This window comes from Rhizobium sp. RAF36, from assembly GCF_052114105.1.
Lineage (GTDB): Bacteria > Pseudomonadota > Alphaproteobacteria > Rhizobiales > Rhizobiaceae > Rhizobium.
On sequence record NZ_JBFREC010000006.1, the window covers coordinates 202,141 to 222,869 of the forward strand.

Below are 20,729 nucleotides of genomic sequence, written 5' to 3' on the forward strand. Positions count from 1 at the left end.
CCTTGGCGCCTCCCATTCTCAAACTGGACGACATCTTTCTGAGCTTCGGCGGCGCGCCGTTGCTGGCGGGCGCAAGCCTGCAGGTCGAGCCGGGCGACAAGATCTGCCTCGTCGGCCGCAACGGTTCCGGCAAGTCGACGCTGCTGAAGATCGCTGCCGGCATTGCCGAGGCGCAGTCCGGCGAGGTGTTCCGGCATCCCTCCTCGACGGTCCGATATCTTGAGCAAGCTCCTGATTTCGGAAGTTTTGCAACGGTGCAGGCCTATGCCGAGGCCGGGCTTGGGCCGGGCGACGATCCCTATCGCGTCACCTATCTTCTGTCGCATCTCGGCCTCACCGGCGAGGAAGACCCGAAGAACCTTTCTGGCGGCGAAGCCCGCCGCGCAGCACTTGCCCGCGTCATGGCGCCGGAGCCGGATATCCTGCTGCTCGACGAGCCGACCAACCATCTCGACCTGCCGACCATCGAATGGCTGGAAGGCGAACTTCAGAAGACGCGCAGCGCCCTCGTTCTGATCTCGCACGACCGCCGTTTCCTTGAAAAAGTATCGACGGCGACGGTCTGGCTGGACCGCGGCACGTCCCGGCGCCTCGATAAGGGCTTTGGGCATTTCGAGGCCTGGCGCGATCAGGTTCTGGAAGCTGAAGAGCTGGAGCAGCACAAGCTCGGCAAGTCGATCGAGCGTGAGGAGCACTGGCTGCGCTATGGGGTAACCGCGCGGCGCAAGCGCAACATGCGCCGCCTCGGCGAACTGCAGACCATGCGCTCGCAATATCGCGGCCACAAAGGTCCGCAGGGCACCGTTCAGGCGAGCGTTTCGGATGCGCAGGAATCCGGAAAGCTCGTCATCGAGGCGGACAAGATCACCAAGACATACGGCGAGCGGCCGATCGTGACGCCGTTCTCCATTCGCGTGCATCGCGGCGACTGCATCGGTCTTGTCGGGCCGAACGGCGCGGGCAAGACGACGCTGCTGAAGATGCTGACTGGCCAGCTGGTGCCCGACAGCGGCACCGTGAAGCTCGGCACCAATCTCGAAATCGCAACGCTCGACCAGAAGCGCGAGGAACTCAACCTCGATGATACGCTGGCCAATTACCTGACCGATGGCCGCGGCGAGAACCTGCTCGTCAACGGCGAGCAGCGCCATGTGACCGGCTACATGAAGGAATTCCTGTTCCAGCCTGAGCAGGCGCGCACGCCGATCAAGAACCTCTCCGGCGGTGAGCGCGCGCGGCTGATGCTGGCGCGGATCCTGTCGCGGCCGACCAACCTTTTGATCCTCGACGAGCCGACCAACGACCTCGATATCGAAACGCTCGACCTGCTGCAGGAAATCGTTGCCGGCTTTCCGGGCACGGTTATTCTCGTCAGCCACGACCGTGACTTCCTCGACCGTACCGTGACCTCGACGATTGCGCCCGCCGTTCCGGATGCGCCCGATGGCCGCTGGATCGAATATGCCGGCGGCTATTCCGACATGATGGCGCAGCGGAAAGGCGCGCTGGATGAGCGGCGGAGGGCAGATAAGGCTGCCGAAAAGGTAAAGGCGGAAGCTTCGCCTTCTGCCGAGGCGCCGAAGGGTAAGGGTAAGCTTTCGTTCAAGCAGAAGTTCGCACTCGAGAACCTGCCGAAAGAAATGGCCAAGGCTGAGGCCGAGATCGCCAAGCGCGAAGAGAAGATGGCCGACCCGAACCTCTTCACCAAGGATCCGGCGACCTTCAACAAGCTTGCCGCCGAGATGGAAAAGCTGCGCGACAGCGTGACGAAGATGGAAGAAGAATGGCTTGAGCTGGAAATGCTGAGGGAGGAGATCGAAGGCTGAGTCTCACGTTTCCTTGATTCGCCGGTGTCCCGGTGCGGCTCTAGAGTCCGCTCCGGCAGCCGGGGATATGCCTGCTATCGTGGCGACAAGGAATAGTCATATGTCTCGCAAGCTTTCTTCCGCATTTCTGACGGCGCTCGCCGCCGCAGTCATCAGCTTTTCAACCGTTCAGTCCAGCCAGGCCGACGATACGCAGCGTGTCCGCATTCGCGGCATCGTCGAGAGCCTCAACGGCGATGTGCTGACCATCAAGACCCGCGATGGAACCGACCAGTCGATCGCCATGCAATCGGGCTTCCGGGTTGGCGGCATCCAGCGGGCGGCCGTCGATGACATCAAACCGGGCGATTTCGTCGGCGTCGGCTCGATGCCGAAGGGCAGCGGGCCGAATGACGCGCTGCAGGTGATGATCTTCCCGGCATCGATGAAGGGTACCGGCGAGGGTAACCGCCCCTGGGATGCCAAGCCGAATACCGAGATGACCAACGCGACCGTCAGCACCGCCGTCAAGGCGATCAACGGCAAGACGATCACGCTCACCTACCAGGGCAAGGAAAAGACCATTGCCATCCCTGATGGCACACAGGTCGTCACCATCGCTTCGGCGACTAAGGACGATCTGAAGCCAGGCGCGGCGGTGATCGTCAACGCCGAAAAGGCTGCCGACGGCAGCGTCTCCTCGAAACAGGTCTCGGTCGGTCTCAGCGGCGTTCAGCCGATGTAATTCGCTAGATAACCGGTGCCGCTGCGGGGCGGCCGGTGCCGGTTTTCGGCGGTGGCGGCGGTTCTTCTGTCTTGGAGGCGATCGCTTCCAGATGGAGAACCTTCGGCTTCAGGATCTCCATATAGATCTCCGAGCGGCCGATATAGATCATCGATGTTTCCGGCAGCGCCGTCAGCAGTTTGGTGAGCGTCGCCTGCCATTCCGGCTCCAGGCCTTCAAGCACTTCGTCGAACACCACCCAGCGCGGCCGCACGAGCAGAAGCCGGGCAAAGCCGATGGCCTTCTGCTCGTCTGAATCTAGAACCTTGTCCCAGCGCGCCCGCGTGTCGAGGCGGCTGATCAACTGACGCAGCCCGGCTTTCTCCAGAGCGGCCTCGATATCCTCGTTCTTGTAGGAACCGGCCGGTTCGGGGAAGGAGAGCGCCTCGCGCAGCGTACCGCCGGGGATATAGGCGACCTGGGGGACGAACAGGATGTCGTCTGAGGGCGGCAGGCCCATCGTGCCGCTGCCGCAGGGCCAGAGGCCGGCCATCGCCTGGAAGAGAAGCTTCCGATTGACGTTGTGATCGCCGTTGATCATCACCTTCTCGCCGGCCTTCAGCGTCACATCGGGCTCGTGCAGGCGGAAGCCGCCGCACTGATCGACTTCTTCGCCGAGCTTGGCGGCGATGGTGACGTTCTTCATCACAAGCCTGTCGGCAGCCGTATCCTCGTAGGCGATGACATTCTTCGGATTGAGCGGCTCATCCATATGCTCAAGCGCATGGCGGAAATCGGTCACGCGGTTCAGCGTCGCGCGCCATTCGGCGATCGGGCCGAAATTGGCGACATACCAGCGCAGCGCCGTATTGACCTGGTTGAAGGCGCCGACCGACATCATCAGCTCACCGAAGGTCAGGCCGCCGGAGAAATAGGCGGGTGCTGCGACGATGATCGGGATGACGATGACCAGCCAGCCGTAACCGGCGGAAACCCAGGTCAGGTTGGTATTGGCCATGGTCAGCCGCTTGAGCACAGCGAGAACCGTGCTGATATCGGTATTGATGCGCTGGCGCTCGTTTTCCTCGCCTCTGGCGACGGTAATCGCCGGCATGTTCTCGTTGGCGTGCATCAGCGAGAAGCGGAGTTCGGCTTCCTTGGAGAAGCGCTCGGCGTTGATCGGCACCAGCTTTCTGCCGACGATCTGGCTGAGGATCGATGCCGACGCGGCATAGAAGACGGCGGCCCAGACCATGTAACCGGGGATGGCGAAGGAATAGGTGCGGAAGTGGAAGACGAAGCCGCTCGACAGTTCCCAGAGCACGCCGATGAAGCTGACGAGAAGGATCGTCGACTGGATGAGGCCGAGAACGAGGCCGGTGGTGCTTTCGGCAAGGTTGCGGGCATCCTCGTGCAGGCGCTGGTCCGGATTGACGCCGATCAGCCCGCTTGAGGCGAGCCGCAAGGCCCGCTTGTGCTTCAGCCATTGATCGACGAGATCGCGGGTCAGGCCCTCGCGCATATAGAGCGCCGTCATCTGGTTCAGCCAGGCCTGGCCGACATTGAGAAGCAGCAGGGAGCCGGCGATCAAACCGAAAATCTGAAGCTGATGGAAGAATTCGCCGACATCGCGCCGCTGCAGCGAATCGTAGAACGGCGCGTTCCAGCGGTTGAGAACGACCTGGCCGTAGGCCGTCGCCAAGATGACGAACATAAGGATAGCGGCGAGAGACAGGATCTTGCCGCGCACTTTCGAAGCCCAGAAGGCTAAAAACATCAATTTGAGGCGATAGCCGAGGCTGAGATCGTATCCGACCCTATCTTGCCGCTGGCCGACAGCCCCGCCTTTGGCGTCGTCCGTCATCATGCATTCCTGTACAGCATCATCCCTGATTAACATGGTAGCGCGTGCTGTCCATCAACAGATTCTACCAGTCATTAATGCGTGAGTTACCTAGCTCAAAGTGCAGGCTGCGAATCACGATTGATTCGCGGCGCTGTCAGCGCTATCTAGAGGATCGTGGTGATTTGGCCGGCCGGCTTGCAGCCACGTTAAATAAGTCGCTAAAGGGCCGCGTGCGGACCGGTAGCGATTCTTTTTTCGCCACCGGTTTTTTTATTTGCCGGTTGTCCTGTTCGATCGAGTGAATGCAATGCCCATCAAGATTCCTGACACGCTGCCCGCTTTCGAAACCCTCGTTCAGGAGGGTGTGCGGGTGATGACTGAGACAGTGGCTATCCGCCAGGATATCCGCCCGCTTCAGATCGGGCTTCTCAACCTCATGCCGAACAAGATCAAGACTGAAGTGCAGATGGCGCGCCTTGTCGGCGCCTCGCCGCTGCAGGTCGAGCTGTCGCTGGTCAGGGTCGGCAACCACAAGGCCAAGAATACGTCGGAAGACCATCTGCTGGCCTTCTACCAGACCTGGGAAGAGGTGAAGCATCGCAAGTTCGACGGCTTCATCATCACCGGCGCGCCGATCGAGCTGATGCCCTTCGAGGACGTCAACTACTGGAGCGAGATGCAGGAGATCTTCGAATGGACGAAGACCAACGTGCATTCGACGATGAATGTCTGCTGGGGCGCGATGGCGGCGATCTATCACTTCCACGGCGTTCCCAAGCATGAGCTGAAGGAGAAGGCATTCGGCGTTTATCGCCACAAGAACCTGAAACCGTCCTCGGTCTATCTCAACGGCTTCTCGGACAATTTCGAGATTCCGGTGTCGCGCTGGACGGAAGTGCGCCGCGGCGACATCGAGAAGGCGCAGGGTCTCGAGATCCTGATGGAATCAAACGAGATGGGCGTCTGTCTGGTTCAGGAAGAGGCGAGCAAACGCCTCTACATCTTCAACCATGTCGAATACGATTCGACGTCGCTGTCTGACGAATATTTCCGCGACGTGAATGCTGGCGTGCCGATCAAGATGCCGCACAACTACTTCCCGCATAATGATCCGGCGCTGCCGCCGCAAAATCGCTGGCGCAGTCATGCACATCTGCTGTTCGGCAACTGGATCAATGAAATCTATCAGACGACGTCCTACGACCTTAACAAGATCGGCACGAAAATCTGACGGCTTATCAATCTGTTGATGCTATGCCGCTGCCTTTGCCGCAGCGGCATTTCTTTTTTGGCATTGGCAGTTGCGGTTCGCGGCAAATGGGGGCAGTTTCGCTGCCGGATGCGAACAGATTTCAGGACGATTGTATAATGGCGGAAGAGCTCAAGCGGGAAGTTTTCGGAACGACGAAAGACGGAGAAACCGTCTATCGTGTCGAGATCAAAGGCGGCGGTCTGACGGCCAAGATCATGAGCTGGGGCGCTGTCATTCAGGATCTCAGGCTCGACGGCCACGATGCCCCGCTGCTTCTCGGCTTCGACAATTTTGCCGACTATCCTGCCTACTCCTCCTATTTCGGTGCGACGCCCGGACGCTGCGCCAACCGCATCGGCGGCGGCAAGTTCACGCTCGACGGCAAGGCCTACCAGCTGGAGCTCAACGAAAAGGGTGTCTCGCACCTGCATGGGGGCAGCGATAACATTGCCAAGCGCAACTGGACGATCGTCGAGCATGCCGTCGATCGCGTTGTCCTGAAGATCGTCGATCCCGATGGCCGCGCCGGCTATCCGGGCAATTGCACTATCCAGGCGACCTACCGCGTTCACGGCAACGGCGAGTTCTCGATCGTCTATGAATCGACGTCCGACCAACCGACGCTCGCCAATGTCTGCCAGCATGCCTATTTCAATCTCGACGGCCGAGACGACGCGCTCGGCCACGACATCATGATCGCGGCCGATCACTATCTGCCGACCGACGAGCGGCAGATCCCGACAGGGGAACTGCGCCCGGTCGACGGCACGGCTTTCGATTTCCGCGAAATGGCGCCGATGAAGCGTTTCGAAGGTTCGGAACAGGCGCTCTACGATCATAATTTCTGCCTGTCGAAGGAGCGTGTCGCCAAGCGCACCGCCGTGCTGGCCCGCAGCCTCAATTCCGGCGTGTCGATGGAAGTGCGGACGACCGAACCTGGCGTGCAGTTCTATGCCGGCTTCAAGCTGAATGTCGCCGTGCCCGGTCTGGACGGCCGCAAGTACGGACCGTTCGCCGGCTTCTGCCTGGAGACACAGGTCTGGCCGGATGCGATCAATCACGAGGGCTTCCCGAATGCCGTGCTACGGCCGGGCGAGGTCCTGCGGCAGGAAACGGATTACATCTTCACCAAGAACTGACGCGTTCGATTTGATCGCTGGTTTTGCGAACCCTCGTGATCCGTCACGAGGGTTTCTTTTTGTGGCGCAGATTCAGCTTGAAGACTGGTTCTAAATAGGTTCTAATGCGCGCCTATGGATAGAACCAGTCTGATAGCAGAGCTGAATGCGCGCGGACTGCGCGACGAGGCCTCGACCGGACCGCTCTACAAGCGGCTGGCCCTGGCATTGACCGGTCTTGTTCAGGAGGGGTTGCTGAAGCCCGGCGCTGCGCTTCCCGGTGAGCGCGATCTTGCCGAGGCCCTGAAGCTTGGGCGTGTCACGGTGCGCACCGCCTATCGCGAGCTGATGTCTTCAGGCGCGCTTGAATCACGACACGGCAGCGGTACCTTCGTTTCGGCGCGTGTCGAGCGCATGGAGCAATCGCTCTGGCGGCTCTCGTCTTTCTCGGCAGACATGCGTTCGCGCGGCCGCTCTCCGGCGGCGAAAATCCTCTCCCGGCAAATCAATCAGCCATCGCCGGAAGAAAGCTTTCTGCTGGGGCTTGGTCAGGACGAGCCGGTGTTGCGGCTCGATCGTCTTCGTCTTGCCGATGGTTTGCCGCTGGCGATCGAGCGGGCCGTCGTTCCGGTCAAGTTCGTCGGCGAACAGGCGGGCGGCGAGGGTTCGCTCTATGACGCCCTGGCTGCCAACGGCCACAAGCCGGTGCGGGCGCTGCAGCGGCTGACGGCCGTGACGCTCGACCCATCCTCGGCCGCCATGCTGAACGTCAAGGCCGGTGCGCCGGCCCTGCTGATCGAGCGGATATCCCGCCTCGAAGATCAGCGCGTCGTTGAATATACCCGCTCGCACTATCGTGGCGATGCTTATGATTTCGTTGCAGAATTGAGAATTGGAGATGAACTATGAGTGAGAACACGTCGCTGATGCTGCAGGAAGCCGGCCAGTCGCCGGAGGTCGTGGCGACCCTGCTCGAAAAGGAAAAGCCGGCCTTTGCCGAAATTGCCAAGCTTTTCTCCTCGGCTCGGCCGAGCGTGGTGACGACCGCGGCGCGTGGGTCTTCCGACCATGCAGCCACCTTCTTCAAGTATCTTTTCGAAATCACCTGCGGCGTTCCGGTGGCTTCCGTCGGTCCGTCGATCGCGTCAGTCTATGGCGCGCCGCTACATCTGAAGGGCGGCATTCACTTCACGGTTTCGCAGTCGGGCGCCAGCCCTGACATCGTTGCCCTGCAAGAAGCGGCGAAGAAGGGCGGCGCGACCACGATCGCCGTTGTCAACGTTACCGATAGCCCACTCGGCAATCAGGCCGATATTGTGCTCGGCCTCAATGCCGGACCGGAAAAGAGCGTTGCCGCGACGAAATCCTTCATCGCTTCGGTTGCAGCACTTGCCGGTGTAACGGCTGCGATCGGCGGCGCTTCAGACCTGCAGGTCGCTCTGCAGAAGCTTCCGGGCGCACTGTCGGCCACATCGGGCATCGACACGGCCGCGGCCGAGGACGTGCTTTTCAACGCCAGCTCGCTTTACACCGCAGGCCGTGGACCGGCCTTCGCGATTGCGCTCGAAGCTGCGCTCAAGGCAAAGGAAACGTCTGGCCTGCATGCCGAAGCCTTCTCGCTGGCTGAATTGATGCATGGTCCGATGCGTCTCGTGCAGCCGGGCTTCCCGATCGTCGCCTTTGCGCCTGACGATGCCGCCTATGCCAATAACGTTCAGGCGCTCGAACGCTTGCAGAAGCTCGGCGCGACGACCGTACCCTTCTCGACGCAGCCGCTTTCCGGGGTCAACCTGCGTATTCCCTCGACCGGCAACGGTCTTCTCGATCCGCTGGTTTCGCTGCTCGTCTACTATCGCCTCATCGAGTCGGTCACGCGCCGCAAGGGCTTCGATCCCGACAAGCCGGCAAACCTGCTCAAGGTTACGGAGACCGTCTGATGTCCCGCAAGATCTTCACCGGCGCCCGGATCTTCGACGGCGAGCGCTTCCATGACGAAAGGGCGCTGGTCGTTTCGAACGGACGCGTCGAGACCATCGCTGCACTCAACGATCTGCCTGAGGGCGAGACGGTTGTGCTTGACGGTGGTGTTCTCTCGGCCGGTTTCATCGACGCGCAGGTGAACGGCGGCGGCGGCCGGATGCTAAACGACGAGCCATCGCCGGAGTCGATGTACATCATCGCCGATGGGCATCGCCGCTATGGCACGACAGCACTGCTGCCGACCTTGATCACCGACACGGCTGACGCCACCAAGGCGGCGATCGAGGCTGCCAAGGAAGCAGTCAAGATCAACCGCGGTGTCGCCGGTCTGCACCTCGAAGGCCCGCACCTGGCACCCGCCCGCAAGGGCGCGCATCTTGCATCGCTAATGCGTCCGGTCGAAGACGCAGACGTCAAGGCGTTCATTGCGGCGCGCGAAGCGATAGGCACGCTGCTTATCACAATGGCTGCCGAACAGGTGAGCGTGAAGCAGGTACGTGCGCTTGCAGAAGCCGGCGTGATCGTCAGCATCGGACATTCCGATTGCAGCAGCGAGCAGGCGGAAGAGCGTTTCGATGCCGGCGCCCGCGGCGTCACGCATCTGTTCAACGCGATGAGCCAGATGGGGCATCGCGCTCCGGGTCTCGTTGGTGCGGCGATCGATCACCCTTCAACCTGGTGCGGTGTGATCGCCGACGGCCACCATGTCGATCCGAAGGCACTGCGCACGGCGCTGCGTGCGAAGCGCGGCGAAGGAAAGCTTTTCCTCGTCAGCGATGCGATGTCGCTGGTCGGCTCCGACAAGAACAGCTTCACGCTGAATGGCCGCACCGTTCATCGCGAGAGCGGCAGTTTCTGCTCCAGGGTAGTTCTGGATGACGGCACTCTGGCGGGGTCGGATGTCGATATGGCGTCCAGCATCCGTTATTGCGTGACCTACCTCGACCTGACCCTGGCCGAAGCGCTGAGGATGGCGACGCTTTATCCGGCACGCTTCCTGCAGCTTGATGGCTACGGCCGCCTGTCTCCCGGATATCGCGCCGACTTCGTGCACCTGACCGACAAGATCGAGGTCACCGCGGCCTGGATCGGCGGGGAGAGGAAGTAGCGATGACTGCGATCACCGATGCTTATTTTTCGAACCTGATCGAGCGGCTCGGCCAGCTGAAATCGGCTCTCGATGTTCCAATGCAGCGGGCCGCCGCGGCGATCCTCGAAGCGGCCCGTAGCGACAAGCGGGTCTATGTCTTCGGCACCGGCCATTCCCATATGCTGGCCGAAGAGGTGCATTACCGGGCTGGCGGCCTTGCTTTCACCGTTCCTGTGCTTGTCGGTTCTGCGATGCTGCACGAGGGTGCGGTGATCAGTTCAGTCTATGAACGGACGGAAGGTCTCGTTCGTCCGGTGCTCGAGCGCTATGGCATGCAGCCGGGTGACGTCATCATCATCGCGTCCAATTCCGGCGTGAACGCCGCGCCGCTTGAAGCCGCCGATTATGGCCATGAGATCGGCGCCAAGGTAATCGCCATCACCTCGATCGAATATTCCAAGGCGATCGCCAACGGCCGCCGCAGGCTGGCCGAGGTTGCCGATATCGTCCTCGACAACGGACTTCCGCCGGGCGATGCCGTCATCGAGATCGAAGGGAGCGGGCTGAAGGTCGGGCCGGTCTCGACGGCAGTCGGGGCGACCGTGCTCAATGCGATCTTTGCCGAGGTGGCCTCGGAGCTCGCCAAGTCAGGCGATGCGCCGGTTTATCTCAGCGCCAACATGCCGGGCGCTGCAGAGGTGAACCAGCAGCTGGTCAAACGCTACCGGCCGCGCAACCCGCATCTCTGAAACGAAAAAGGCCGGCGGAGACGCCGGCCTTTTGCTTTGCCCCTGCGGACAATCAGTTCTTGGCGCGCTCGACGTAGGAGTTATCTTCGGTCGCGATGACAACGCGGATGCCGGCATCGATATGCGGCGGAACCAGTGTGCGGATGCCGTTCGAAAGGATTGCCGGCTTGTAGGAGGACGATGCGGTCTGGCCCTTGACGACCGGCTCGGTCTCGGTGATTTCGAGCGTCACATGGCGCGGCAGCTGGAGAGCCAGCGCAATGCCTTCGTGCATCGACAGGATGCAGGTCATGCCTTCCTGAAGATAGGCCTTCTGATCACCCATCGTCTCGTTGTCGACGACGACCTGGTCATAGCTTTCCGGGTTCATGAAGTGGAAGCCTTCGCCGTCCTCGTAAAGGAACTGGAAGTTGACGTCTTCGACGAATGCGCGCTCGACCTGCTCGGTCGTGCGCCAGCGCTCGGACACCTTCACGCCATCGACGATGCGGCGCATGTCGACCTGGGTCACCGGCGTGCCCTTGCCAGGATGGAAGTTGTTGGCCGTAAGAACGACATACAGCTTGCCATCCACTTCGAGAACGTTGCCCTTGCGGACGGAGGAGGCGATGATCTTGACCATAAGACTTCCTTGTAACTCAGCCTTCGGCGTCGTAGAGGACTGTCGCAATAGCCCTCTAGACGCGATTAATTTTCCTTTGGGGCGGCAACTAACTTAAAATCCGGCGAAAAGCCAGCCCAGCGTTGGCCGTCGCGGTGAAGAAAGCGGAGAATGAGCCTGACGAGCGCCAAAGCCTCGCCCTGGTGGACGCCCGACGTCCATGCGGATCGCCGCCCGTTCCTGATCGGGCGCAACGCGATCCAGGCCGCGCTGCGTCTTTATTTCGCCGGCGAAGATTTTGTCGAGGTCGATACGGCCGCACTTCAGGTGTCACCGGGCAACGAGGCGCATCTGCATGCCTTCGCGACTGAAGCGCTGACGACGGATGGCCAGCCGGCGCCGTTCTATCTGCACACCTCGCCCGAATTTGGCTGCAAGAAGCTCCTCTCGGCGGGTGAGCAGCGGATCGCCTGCTTCGCGCATGTCTATCGCAACCGTGAGCGCGGGCCGCTGCACCATCCTGAATTCACCATGCTGGAATGGTACCGGGCGGGAGAAAGCTACGAGACGCTGATGATGGATTGCGTGCGGATCGCAGCACTCGCTGCCGAGACCGCCAAGGCATCCAAACTGACGTATCGCGGTGCCGAGGCCGATCCTTTTGCCGGCCCGGAGCGGATTTCGGTTGCCGAGGCTTTCGATCGCCATGCCGGGATCAATCTGCTTGGCTCCGTTGCTGCCGATGGCTCGACCGATCGCGAGCATCTGGCGGCCGAATTGCGCCGCAACGGCCTGCGTGTCGCCGAAGACGATGGCTGGGCCGATCTCTTTAGCCGCGCGCTGGTCGAGAAAATCGAGCCGCATCTCGGTTTCGGCCGCATAACCATTCTCGACGAATATCCTGTTTCGGAAGCTGCTCTGGCGCGGCCGTCAGGCCGGGATCCACGGGTTGCCGAGCGCTTCGAGGTCTACGCCTGCGGCGTCGAGCTCGCCAATGGTTTCGGCGAGCTGACGAATGCTGCCGAACAGCGGCGCCGTTTCGAGATCGAGATGGCCGAGAAGGCACGCATCTATGGCGAGCGCTATCCGCTGGACGAGGATTTTCTCGAGGCGTTGCAGATCATGCCGGAGGCGAGCGGCATCGCGCTCGGCTTCGATCGGCTGGTGATGCTGGCGACCGGTGCTTCGCGCATCGATCAGGTGCTGTGGGCGCCCGTCGCGGAGTATGGCCGATGAATATCGTCAGGCCGATCAAGAGCGTCGATGACCTGTCGAGCGCAGGCTTGATCGGGGACGCCGACCGGCTGGCGCTCGAAGATGTCGCGGCGCGCTATGCGATCGGGTTGACGCCATCGATTGCGGCGCTGATCGACCGTGCAGACCCGGCCGATCCCATTGCTCGCCAATTCGTGCCCGATGTTTCCGAACTGCAGACGACACCGGAAGAGCGGGACGATCCAATCGGTGATCTCCCGCACAGCCCTGTTGAAGGGATCGTGCATCGCTATCCGGATCGCGTGCTGCTGAAGGCGGTGCATGTCTGCCCGGTCTATTGCCGTTTCTGTTTCCGCCGCGAGATGGTCGGGCCGCAAGGTCTCGGCACGCTCGAACCGGAGGCAATGAAGGCAGCCTTCGACTATATCCGCCAGCATGACGAAATATGGGAGGTCATTCTCACCGGTGGCGATCCCCTGATCCTCTCGCCGCGGCGGCTGGAGGACATCATGCGGGAGCTCTCGGCGATTGATCACGTCAAGATCGTCAGGTTTCATACCCGCGTGCCCGTGGTCGATCCGCGCAAGATCGATGTGGCGCTCATCGACGCCCTGAAGGCGAGCGGCAAGACCGTCTACATCGCGCTGCACGCCAATCATCCACGCGAGTTTACGGCCGAAGCGCGGGCGGCCTGCGCGCGGATCGTCGATGCCGGTATCGTCATGATCAGCCAATCGGTGCTGCTGAAGGGCGTTAACAATGATGCGGACGTGCTTGCGTCGTTGATGAAGACGTTCGTCGAGAACCGTATCAAGCCCTATTACCTGCATCATCCCGACCTTGCGCCCGGCACCAGCCATTTCCGGCTGTCGATCGAGGAAGGGCAGGCGATCGTCGCAGCCTTGCGCGGCCGCATATCCGGCCTCTGCCAGCCAGCCTATATTCTGGATATTCCGGGCGGCTACGGAAAGACCGTGATCGCCGAAAGCGGCGTTCGCAAAACCGCCGACGGTTGCTTCTCGGTCTCCGATTACAGGGGCGGCGAGCACAGCTATCCTCCGGCGGGATAGAAGATTTCCGTTCCATTTCTGCACTGGGAAGTCCTTCGCGCCGCTCCTGTATTACGCCAAACTGGCGAGGCAAGTATTTGAGCAGAAACGGCGAAATTCAATCAGGGCGCGATACTCGATAAAACTTTAAGTGTGAATCTTGCTCATCTTTAACCAGACAAATTAGCGGAATATTGGGTTTTCCGGCCTAAAAGAGCGCTCATGATGAAGGCGATGAACGCCTGCTCTGGATCATGACAATCTTGGAGATGTTCGGATGAACAAGACAATCCGCGATATTATAGCCAAATTCGGCAAGCTTCCCGCGTCGATCGACCAGGTCGCCGACGACGCCGATCTCTACGCGGCGGGTCTGACATCCTTTGCATCGGTCCAGCTGATGCTGGCGATCGAAGAAGCGTTCGATATCGAATTCCCCGACAATCTTCTCAACCGCAAGTCCTTCGCCAGCATCTCGGCGATCGAAAAGACCGTCGATATGATCAAGGACAGCCGGAAGGTCGCCTGATGAACTTCCCGGTTAAGATCACGGAAGAGAGCTTTGCGGCGCGGGCCGCGCGCGTCGCCGAGATTGCGGCTAAGCACGCCGACACCGTCGATGCCGAAGGCCGTTTCCCGCGGGAAGCTGCCGATGCGATGAAGGCCGAACGTCTGCTCGGCATCCAGATCCCCCGCCACCTTGGCGGCGAGGGCGCGACGACGACCGAAATCGCCGAACTCTGCTCTGTTCTTGGCCAGGCTTGCGCCGCAAGCGCCATGGTTTTCGCCATGCACCACATCAAGCTTTCTAGCCTTGTCGAGCATGGTGCTGACAGCGAGTGGCATGCAGGTTTCATGCGGCGTATCGCGGCCGAACAGCTGCTGATCGCCTCTGCGACGACCGAAGGCGGCATTGGCGGCAATCTGCGCAACAGCATCTGCGCCATCGAGATCACCGGCGATACTTGCCGTCTCGAAAAGGACGCGACCGTCATCTCCTACGGCTCACATGCCGATGCTATCCTGATCACGTCGCGCAGCGGCCCGGAGGCCGCGTCTTCGGATCAGGTGCTGACGGCATTCCTCAAGGACCAGTACACGCTCGAGCGAACCCATGTATGGAATACGCTCGGCATGCGCGGCACCTGCTCCGACGGCTTCCTCTTCAAGGGCGAAGCGCCGGCGGCACAAATCCTGCCGAAGCCGTTTGCCGAAATCGCAGCCCAGTCGATGCTTGCCTCCTCGCATCTCCTCTGGAGCGGCGTCTGGTACGGCATCGCGGTCGATGCCGTCTGCCGAGCCCAGGCGTTCGTGCGCGCTGCCGCACGCAAATCGCCCGGCGCTCCGCCGCCCGGTGCGCTACGCCTTGCCGAGGTTTCGAACCTTCTGCAGATGGTCAAGTCGAATGTCGTCGCGGGCCTGAAGGCCTATGAAGACGCAAAGGCCGATCCCGACAAGCTGTCGTCGATGGGTTTTGCCGTTGCCATGAACAACGTGAAGATCGCCTCGTCGGAAACGATCCTCGAGATCGTCAACCACGTCATGCTGATCTGCGGCATCATGGGCTACAAGAACGGCACGCCTTTCAGCGTCGGCCGGCACCTTCGCGATGCGCATTCCGCGCAGCTGATGATTTCCAATGACCGCATCCTCGGCAACACGTCGAGCATGCTTCTCGTCCACAAGCAGGACACTAGCCTACTGGGGTGACTCACATGGATATGCAGACCTCGTTTCTGGACCGGCTTTTCGAATCCGGCCTGCTGATCGATACCGGCGTTGACGGCCTCTACGGCCGCAGCGGCCAGTTCGAAGACGTAATCTCCGCTTTCGAGCGGCTGATCGACAGGTTCGGCGGCGCCGACGGTGCCGAAGCCATGCGCTTTCCGCCAGGCATGAACCGGGCGATCTTCGAGAAAAGCGGCTATATGAAGAGCTTCCCGCAGCTTGCGGGTACGGTGCACAGCTTCTGCGGCGCCGAGCTCGATCACATGAACCTGCTGCAATGCATGGAAGTCGGTGACGACTGGACCAAGGGCCAGGAAGCGACCGAGATCGTGCTGACGCCGGCGGCCTGCTATCCGCTCTACCCGACGGTCGCCAAGCGCGGCAACCTGCCGGCAAAGGGCGGTCTTTACGATCTGCAGTCCTACTGCTTCCGCCATGAGCCTTCCAAGGATCCGGCACGCCAGCAGCTGTTCCGCATGCGCGAATATGTCTGCATGGGCACCGAGAGCCACGTGACGGATTTCCGCCAGCGCTGGATGGATCGCGGCGTCGAGATGATGAAGCTGGTTGGCCTCGAGGTGGTCATCGACGTGGCGAACGATCCATTCTTCGGCCGCGCCGGCAAGATGATGGTCAACAACCAGCGCGACCAGAACCTCAAGTTCGAGCTGCTGATCCCGATCACTTCGACCGCCAATCCGACCGCCTGCATGAGCTTCAACTACCATCAGGACTCGTTTGGCCTGAAGTGGGGTCTGAACCTTGAGGATGGCAGCGTGGCGCATACCGCCTGCGTCGGCTTCGGTCTGGAACGTATCGCGCTTGCACTGTTCCACCATCACGGTCTCGACGTGAAGGAATGGCCGGAAAATGTCCGCAAGGCGCTCTGGGGCTGAGACGTCTGATGAAGGCTGTTTTCCCGGCTATCGCTCCGGATGGCTACGTCAGGCATGCGCTCCATTCCAGCGAGCGCATGTGGCCGGAAACCAATTGCTATATCGATCTCTGGATCGAGGTACTGAACACGCTCGGCCTGCCCCCGGAAGCGATGCTCGGCTTCACCATCACGCAGGATTTCGAGGGCGACCAGTTCACCTTCTTCAAGGTGCCGCTGGAAGATCTGGAAACGCTCTACGGCATTCGCGTCAGCGAACTGGCGATCTTCGATCGCGTCGAGCGCCATATCGAAACGCAGATCGGCCGCGGGCGGCTCTGCCTGATCGAGATGGATTCCTATTACATGCCCGACACCCAGGGCACTGCCTACCGCACCGAGCACGGCAAGACGACCGTGGCGATCAACCGGCTGGATTTCGATGCGAAGCGCGTCGAGTATTTCCACAATGCCGGGTTCTTCGCGCTGGATGGCGAGGATTTTGACGGTCTGTTTCAGCTGAATTCAGGCGCGGACGGAGCGTTGTTTCTGCCCTACACTGAATTTGCCAAGTTTCCGGTGATGCTTCCAGGCGATGCGGAGATGCGGGCGGCTTCCCAAACAATCTTCAGAAAGCATCTCGCCCACCGCCCGGCCCGCAATCCGATCCGCGCCTTTGCCTCGGTCTTCCCGCAACAGGTCGAGGAAATTGCCGAGCGGCCCTTCGGCTTCTTCCACAAATATGCCTTCAACACGCTTCGCCAGTTCGGCGCCAATTTCGAGCTGGCGGCGGATCATCTCGCCTGGCTTGCGCCGGGGCAGTTCGGCAGCGCCGAGGCGGATGCGCGGCAGATTTCTGAGACGGCCAAATCCGTGCAGTTCCAATTGGCGCGGGCCGTGACCCGCAAGAAATTCGAGCCGCTGCAGACCGCGCTTGATCCGGCCGCCGATGCATGGGATTCCATGATGGCTTCGATTTCCGAGCGGCTGTGACACCGGAGGCTTGATCATGCGAGGCAGGTTGGCGAGCGTCGGCGCAGAAGAGGTCCTGCTTTCGGAAGGCTGGAACCTCGTTCTCACGGAACCCGATGCCTATGCCGTGCCGCATGATATCCCGCCGACGTCGCAGTTCATCGCCGCACCGGTGCCCGGCACCGCTGCCGAAGCGCTCGAGAGAGCCGGCCTGTTCGACAGGGAAAATCCGGAGCCTCTGAACACCCGGGATGCCTGGTATGTCTGCCGCCTGTTCGACACAGAACCGGGAGACTGGATTCTGCGGCTGGAGGGACTGGCAACGCTTTGCCACGTGTTCGTCAACGGCCAAGAGCTGCTGTTTTCGGAAAGCATGTTCACCGCTCACGAAATTCCGGTGACGCTTGCAGGCGGCGACGAGCTTGCGCTGTGTTTCCGGGCACTTGCGCCGAAGCTTACCGAGCCCGGGCCGCGCGCCCGCTGGCGCCCGCAGATGATCACGCCGCCGGGCCTCAAGAATGTCCGCACCACCGTGCTCGGCCATATGCCGGGCTGGTGCCCGGAGATCCACGCCATCGGACCGTGGCGGGCGATATCGCTGGTGCGCAGCGGCCCTGTTTCGATCGACAATGTCTCGATCCGCAGCGTTCTGGATGAGGATGGCAGCGGACGGGTCAGCGTTTCGCTTTATTCCGCCGCGGAGGATCCGATCCTTCAGCTGCGCTGCGGCGGGGAAGAGACGGCCTTTGAAAAGATCGGCGAGAACCACTATTCGGCCATCCTCAAGCTTGCCGATGTGAAGCCGTGGTGGCCGCACACGCACGGCACGCCTGAACTCTACGATCTGGCGCTGGTTTCCGACGACGTCGAGTATCCGCTCGGCAAGACCGGTTTCCGCACGATCACCCTCGATCGCGGGGCCGATGGCGACGGCTTCGGGATTTGCGTCAACGGCGAGCGCGTCTTTTGCCGGGGTGCCGTCTGGACCACCGCCGACATCGTGCGGCTTCCCGGCGCGCGGGCCGATTACGAGCCGTTCCTGCGGCTGGCTGCCGAGGCCGGCATGAACATGATCCGCGTCGGCGGCACGATGGTGTACGAGACGCCCGATTTCTTCGCGCTCTGCGATGAGCTCGGCCTGCTCGTCTGGCAGGACTTCATGTTTGCCAATTTCGACTATCCACGCAACGACAAGACCTTCATCGGTCACGTCCATGCCGAAGTCGAAGGGTTCCTGCATGGGGTTCAGGCCTCACCCTCGCTTGCCGTGCTCTGCGGTGGCAGCGAGGTGCACCAACAGGCGGCGATGCTCGGGTTGCCGCGGGAGTTCTGGGGCGGTCCGGTGAGTGACGAAGTGATCCCGGCGATCGCTTCGCGGCTGCGGCCGGATGTGCCCTACGTTCCGAATTCGCCCTATGGCGGGGCCATGCCGTTTTCGCCGAATGCAGGGGTCACGCACTACTACGGCGTTGGCGCCTATATGCGCCCGCTTGACGATGCGCGCCGGGCCGATGTGCGTTTCGCCGCCGAAAGCCTTGCCTTCGCGCATGTCCCGCAGCAGAGAACGTTGCAGCGGCATCTCGACGTGCCCTCCGTTCACAGCCCTCTCTGGAAGGCCCGGGTGCCGCGCGACCGCGGCGCGTCCTGGGATTTCGAGGATATCAGGGATCACTATCTTGGGCTGCTCTACGATACCGATCCGGCGAGGCTTCGCCGCGAAAATCCGGAACGCTATCTCGATCTTTCCCGTGCCGTCACAGGCGAAGTGCTGACCGAGACCTTTGCCGAATGGCGCCGCACCGGATCTCGTTGCGACGGCGCGCTGGTCTGGACGCTACAGGATCTGCTGCCCGGACCGGGCTGGGGGGTGATCGATTCCACCGGCGAACCCAAGCCCGTCTGGCATGCAATGCGCCGGGCCTTCCGGCCTTTGCAGGTGGTGCTGACGGACGAAGGGACCAATGGTCTGGATGTGCATGTGATCAATGAGACGGCTGCTGATCTTGCGGTGGAACTTGAGCTTATATGCTTCCGCGACGGCCGGCAGCAGGCGGCAAGCGGCAGCCAGAGCCTGACAATCGCAGCGCGGAGCAAGCAGAAGATCGCGGCGACCGAACTTTTCGGGGCCTTCTTCGATACCACCTACGCCTTCCGTTTCGGCCCGCCATCGCATGACGTTACGGTGGCGCGGCTGCGCTCGGTGGAAGGTGACCTGCTGGCCGAGGCGTTCCACTTTCCGCTTGGTCGGGCAAAGGCGTTTCACGATGCCGATGTTGCCGTGACATTGGTGGATGACGGCGGCGCATGGGCACTCGATGTCTCCGCCAACTGCCTTGCCCAGTCGCTTCACATCGATGCTGCTGGGTACCGCCCAGCTGACGACTGGTTTCATCTGGCGCCGGGTATCCAGCGCCGTATCCGGCTGACGCCTGTTGGCACTAAGGCGGGAGAGCCTCAGGGCGAGGTGCTTTGCGCCGGCAGTATGCGCCGCTTTGCTTTCGGCGTGGGTGGTTGAAAAACAGATGCCTATCCGATCTCTCTACCGTGCCTTTCGCTCCCATGTCCTGCAGCGGCTGATCCCGAAATCCCGGGTGGCTTTCGATCCGGCACGGCCGATCGAAGTTGCCGGCTATCTGTCGATGATGGCCGGTGTAGGCGAATCCGCGCGGCTTTGCGCCGACGCGCTGGCGGCGGGCGGCCGACGGATCTCGCTGCGGGATGTCAGCACACATACCGATGAAGGCGCGTCCGTCGAATGGAAGGCTGCCGCAGGCAATGCGGTTCAGCCGGGAACGCGTATCTGGCACCTCAATCCGCCAATGCTGCCGCGGCCGGTGCTCAGCACCGGACTGCGGGAATTCGCCTGCGCCTATAACATCGGCTATTGGGCTTGGGAGCTGGAGATCGTGCCACCGGAGTGGCGGAACGGCGCGCGCTATGTCAACGCGGTTTTTGTCCCCTCCGAATTTACCCGCAAGGCGATTGCGCCGCTGACCAGTGCGCCTGTCGTCGTCGTGCCGCATCCGGTGACGGAGAAGCCGGCTGCGGACGGGATGCGAGCGAAGTTCGGTGTCGAGGACGACGCGTTTCTGGTCAGCTTCATCTTCAGCGCCGGATCGTCGATCAACCGCAAGAATCCGCAGGCTGTCATCGATGCTTTCAAGACCTTTCAGCGGCGCTGCCCAAAGGCTTTCCTGCTGATGAAGGGAAGCGGTGATCCGGCGAAGGATCCCGGCCTTGCAGCCCTTTACCGTTCGGCCGAGGGCAATAGCCGGATTCGTATCGTCACGGACAAGCTGGCGAGCAGCGAGATCAACGGGCTGATCCGCGATTCCGACGCCTATATCTCCCTCCACCGTTCGGAAGGTTTCGGCCTGACCGTTGCCGAAGCGATCATTCACAATACCCCTGTCGTGACCACGGGATGGTCCGGCACCGTCGATTTCTGCGACCCAGAAAATACCTGGAACGTCGCGCCATCGCTGATCCCAGTTGTCGATACGCATCCGGAATTTGCGGCGCTGAAGGGTGCAGTCTGGGCCGATCCGTCGCCTGAAGTGGCGGCGGGCTACCTCGATCAGATTTATTCCGACCCGGAGGCGGCGAAGGAAAAGGCCGCTCGCGCCAAGCGCTTCCTGGTCGCCTATCTGGAGGCCAATACCTACGAGAAAGCGCTGCAGGCGCTTGCCGGTGCGGGCCGTTAACCGAACTCCTCGGCCCTTATTT

General features: G+C 61.5%; 18 protein-coding genes and 1 riboswitch. Of the genes, 16 read left to right on the forward strand and 2 right to left on the reverse strand.

Annotation, left to right across the window (positions count from 1 at the left end):
* Positions 1-2: 2 nt before the first annotated feature.
* Together AB4Z25_RS21175 and AB4Z25_RS21180 are read left to right on the forward strand one after the other, a co-directional pair.
* Positions 3-1,826, forward strand: coding sequence for an ABC-F family ATP-binding cassette domain-containing protein (locus tag AB4Z25_RS21175; RefSeq protein ID WP_112540435.1), 1,824 nt, complete (start codon positions 3-5; stop codon positions 1,824-1,826).
* Positions 1,827-1,926: 100 nt separating this feature from the next.
* Complete coding sequence (locus tag AB4Z25_RS21180) at positions 1,927-2,550, forward strand: hypothetical protein (RefSeq protein ID WP_112540436.1); 624 nt, start codon at positions 1,927-1,929, stop codon at positions 2,548-2,550.
* Between the two features lie 4 nt (positions 2,551-2,554).
* Here the strand turns inward: AB4Z25_RS21180 and AB4Z25_RS21185 are convergent, their stop codons facing one another.
* Positions 2,555-4,393, reverse strand: a complete 1,839-nt coding sequence (locus tag AB4Z25_RS21185; protein WP_442208981.1) for an ABC transporter ATP-binding protein/permease — start codon at positions 4,391-4,393, stop codon at positions 2,555-2,557.
* A gap of 146 nt (positions 4,394-4,539) precedes the next feature.
* Positions 4,540-4,617, forward strand: a riboswitch (SAM riboswitch).
* 65 nt (positions 4,618-4,682) lie between these two features.
* On the opposite strand from AB4Z25_RS21185, the gene metA reads away from it, so the two are divergent.
* The 6 genes from metA to AB4Z25_RS21215 all read left to right on the forward strand — a co-directional run bounded on the left by metA (position 4,683) and on the right by AB4Z25_RS21215 (position 10,564).
* The gene (gene metA, locus AB4Z25_RS21190; RefSeq protein WP_112540438.1) at positions 4,683-5,606 is read left to right on the forward strand and encodes a homoserine O-acetyltransferase MetA; all 924 of its coding nucleotides are present in this window, start codon (positions 4,683-4,685) and stop codon (positions 5,604-5,606) included.
* A 137-nt stretch (positions 5,607-5,743) separates the two neighbouring features.
* Positions 5,744-6,766 (forward strand): aldose epimerase family protein, encoded by a 1,023-nt coding sequence (locus AB4Z25_RS21195; RefSeq protein ID WP_112540439.1) that lies wholly within the window; start codon positions 5,744-5,746, stop codon positions 6,764-6,766.
* A gap of 114 nt (positions 6,767-6,880) precedes the next feature.
* On the forward strand, positions 6,881-7,654 hold the full coding sequence (locus AB4Z25_RS21200; protein WP_112517819.1) for a GntR family transcriptional regulator: 774 nt from the start codon (positions 6,881-6,883) through the stop codon (positions 7,652-7,654).
* The gene (locus AB4Z25_RS21205; protein ID WP_112540440.1) at positions 7,651-8,682 is read left to right on the forward strand and encodes an SIS domain-containing protein; all 1,032 of its coding nucleotides are present in this window, start codon (positions 7,651-7,653) and stop codon (positions 8,680-8,682) included. The genes AB4Z25_RS21200 and AB4Z25_RS21205 overlap by 4 nt, the downstream gene beginning before the upstream one ends.
* Complete coding sequence (nagA, locus tag AB4Z25_RS21210) at positions 8,682-9,833, forward strand: N-acetylglucosamine-6-phosphate deacetylase (protein WP_112540441.1); 1,152 nt, start codon at positions 8,682-8,684, stop codon at positions 9,831-9,833. Before AB4Z25_RS21205 ends, nagA begins: the two co-directional genes overlap by 1 nt.
* Positions 9,834-9,835: 2 nt before the next feature.
* Positions 9,836-10,564: an SIS domain-containing protein gene (locus AB4Z25_RS21215; RefSeq protein WP_112540442.1), complete on the forward strand. Its 729-nt coding sequence runs from the start codon at positions 9,836-9,838 to the stop codon at positions 10,562-10,564.
* Positions 10,565-10,616: 52 nt separating this feature from the next.
* Here the strand turns inward: AB4Z25_RS21215 and efp are convergent, their stop codons facing one another.
* Entirely contained in the window at positions 10,617-11,186 is a 570-nt protein-coding gene (gene efp / locus AB4Z25_RS21220; protein WP_112385879.1) for an elongation factor P, read from the reverse strand.
* 150 nt (positions 11,187-11,336) lie between these two features.
* Here efp and epmA point away from each other — a divergent pair, with 150 nt between their 5' ends.
* The 8 genes from epmA (at position 11,337) to AB4Z25_RS21260 (ending at position 20,707) form a co-directional block, all read left to right on the forward strand.
* Positions 11,337-12,401: an EF-P lysine aminoacylase EpmA gene (gene epmA, locus AB4Z25_RS21225; RefSeq protein WP_112540443.1), complete on the forward strand. Its 1,065-nt coding sequence runs from the start codon at positions 11,337-11,339 to the stop codon at positions 12,399-12,401.
* Positions 12,398-13,450, forward strand: coding sequence for a lysine-2,3-aminomutase-like protein (locus AB4Z25_RS21230; protein WP_112540444.1), 1,053 nt, complete (start codon positions 12,398-12,400; stop codon positions 13,448-13,450). Before epmA ends, AB4Z25_RS21230 begins: the two co-directional genes overlap by 4 nt.
* 256 nt (positions 13,451-13,706) lie before the next feature.
* On the forward strand, positions 13,707-13,958 hold the full coding sequence (locus AB4Z25_RS21235) for an acyl carrier protein (RefSeq protein ID WP_112385876.1): 252 nt from the start codon (positions 13,707-13,709) through the stop codon (positions 13,956-13,958).
* A complete protein-coding gene (locus tag AB4Z25_RS21240) occupies positions 13,958-15,139 on the forward strand; it encodes an acyl-CoA dehydrogenase family protein (protein ID WP_112385875.1) in 1,182 nt (393 codons plus the stop codon). The genes AB4Z25_RS21235 and AB4Z25_RS21240 overlap by 1 nt, the downstream gene beginning before the upstream one ends.
* Before the next feature lie 5 nt (positions 15,140-15,144).
* The gene (locus AB4Z25_RS21245) at positions 15,145-16,053 is read left to right on the forward strand and encodes an amino acid--[acyl-carrier-protein] ligase (protein WP_112540445.1); all 909 of its coding nucleotides are present in this window, start codon (positions 15,145-15,147) and stop codon (positions 16,051-16,053) included.
* 8 nt (positions 16,054-16,061) lie between these two features.
* Entirely contained in the window at positions 16,062-17,024 is a 963-nt protein-coding gene (locus AB4Z25_RS21250) for a DUF1839 family protein (RefSeq protein ID WP_442208928.1), read from the forward strand.
* Positions 17,025-17,040: 16 nt separating this feature from the next.
* On the forward strand, positions 17,041-19,518 hold the full coding sequence (locus tag AB4Z25_RS21255; RefSeq protein ID WP_112540446.1) for a glycoside hydrolase family 2 protein: 2,478 nt from the start codon (positions 17,041-17,043) through the stop codon (positions 19,516-19,518).
* Positions 19,519-19,531: 13 nt separating this feature from the next.
* A complete protein-coding gene (locus AB4Z25_RS21260; RefSeq protein ID WP_112540506.1) occupies positions 19,532-20,707 on the forward strand; it encodes a glycosyltransferase in 1,176 nt (391 codons plus the stop codon).
* Positions 20,708-20,729 lie beyond the last annotated feature (22 nt).

What these genes read in the sequence shown, in the direction of transcription:
- AB4Z25_RS21245 (WP_112540445.1), top strand. Translation starts at nt 15,145, where the DNA reads ATGGATATGCAGACCTCGTTTCTGGACCGGCTTTTCGAATCCGGCCTG.
- metA (WP_112540438.1), top strand. Translation starts at nt 4,683, where the DNA reads ATGCCCATCAAGATTCCTGACACGCTGCCCGCTTTCGAAACCCTCGTT.
- AB4Z25_RS21185 (WP_442208981.1), bottom strand. Translation starts at nt 4,393, where the DNA reads ATGACGGACGACGCCAAAGGCGGGGCTGTCGGCCAGCGGCAAGATAGG.
- nagA (WP_112540441.1), top strand. Translation starts at nt 8,682, where the DNA reads ATGTCCCGCAAGATCTTCACCGGCGCCCGGATCTTCGACGGCGAGCGC.
- efp (WP_112385879.1), bottom strand. Translation starts at nt 11,186, where the DNA reads ATGGTCAAGATCATCGCCTCCTCCGTCCGCAAGGGCAACGTTCTCGAA.
- AB4Z25_RS21195 (WP_112540439.1), top strand. Translation starts at nt 5,744, where the DNA reads ATGGCGGAAGAGCTCAAGCGGGAAGTTTTCGGAACGACGAAAGACGGA.
- AB4Z25_RS21215 (WP_112540442.1), top strand. Translation starts at nt 9,836, where the DNA reads ATGACTGCGATCACCGATGCTTATTTTTCGAACCTGATCGAGCGGCTC.
- AB4Z25_RS21205 (WP_112540440.1), top strand. Translation starts at nt 7,651, where the DNA reads ATGAGTGAGAACACGTCGCTGATGCTGCAGGAAGCCGGCCAGTCGCCG.
- AB4Z25_RS21230 (WP_112540444.1), top strand. Translation starts at nt 12,398, where the DNA reads ATGAATATCGTCAGGCCGATCAAGAGCGTCGATGACCTGTCGAGCGCA.
- AB4Z25_RS21200 (WP_112517819.1), top strand. Translation starts at nt 6,881, where the DNA reads ATGGATAGAACCAGTCTGATAGCAGAGCTGAATGCGCGCGGACTGCGC.
- AB4Z25_RS21180 (WP_112540436.1), top strand. Translation starts at nt 1,927, where the DNA reads ATGTCTCGCAAGCTTTCTTCCGCATTTCTGACGGCGCTCGCCGCCGCA.
- AB4Z25_RS21235 (WP_112385876.1), top strand. Translation starts at nt 13,707, where the DNA reads ATGAACAAGACAATCCGCGATATTATAGCCAAATTCGGCAAGCTTCCC.
- AB4Z25_RS21240 (WP_112385875.1), top strand. Translation starts at nt 13,958, where the DNA reads ATGAACTTCCCGGTTAAGATCACGGAAGAGAGCTTTGCGGCGCGGGCC.
- epmA (WP_112540443.1), top strand. Translation starts at nt 11,337, where the DNA reads ATGAGCCTGACGAGCGCCAAAGCCTCGCCCTGGTGGACGCCCGACGTC.
- AB4Z25_RS21250 (WP_442208928.1), top strand. Translation starts at nt 16,062, where the DNA reads ATGAAGGCTGTTTTCCCGGCTATCGCTCCGGATGGCTACGTCAGGCAT.
- AB4Z25_RS21255 (WP_112540446.1), top strand. Translation starts at nt 17,041, where the DNA reads ATGCGAGGCAGGTTGGCGAGCGTCGGCGCAGAAGAGGTCCTGCTTTCG.